We start from the raw sequence: 380 nt of genomic DNA, 5'->3' as shown, positions 1-380 counted from the left end.
GTACTGATAACCCTAAACCTGCCGAGCGTAAACGAGCAGAAAGTACAGCGGGTGATTTAAACGAAGGGCGTAATTCGATCGCACCAAAAGCAGATGTAAAACCTAACGAGGTTTTTAACTCGTTGGAGTCTATTTTATCTAAGCCTGAGTCGCCTTATGTACCACCACCTGAGGTCAGGTAAACGGTTTTAGGCCTAAGTCTCACAAAGCACCACTCGTTTGAGTGGTGCTTTGTTTTTTAGGGAGATGAAACTTAAAGCTCATCAAGAGAGTCAATGATACGATGATAGCTTTCAAAGCGCTCTTGACTGATCTCTCCTGCCTCAAGCGCGCTGATGAGTGCGCATCCTGGCTCGCGTTTATGGCTACAATCCCTGAAC

1 protein-coding gene is annotated in these 380 nt (G+C 46.1%); it reads left to right on the top strand.

What is annotated here, in order from left to right; genetic code table 11:
• Positions 1 to 182: hypothetical protein (locus BTA35_RS18625; protein ID WP_238377653.1), on the top strand; the 182-nt coding region annotated here is incomplete at its 5' end.
• Between the last annotated feature and the right edge of the window lie 198 nt (positions 183 to 380).

The sequence above is a fragment of the Oceanospirillum linum genome (genome assembly GCF_001995095.2).
Classification (GTDB): domain Bacteria; phylum Pseudomonadota; class Gammaproteobacteria; order Pseudomonadales; family Halomonadaceae; genus Oceanospirillum; species Oceanospirillum linum.
Note: the sequence above shows the minus strand (reverse complement) of the source record. Positions and strands in the feature narration are given on the sequence as shown.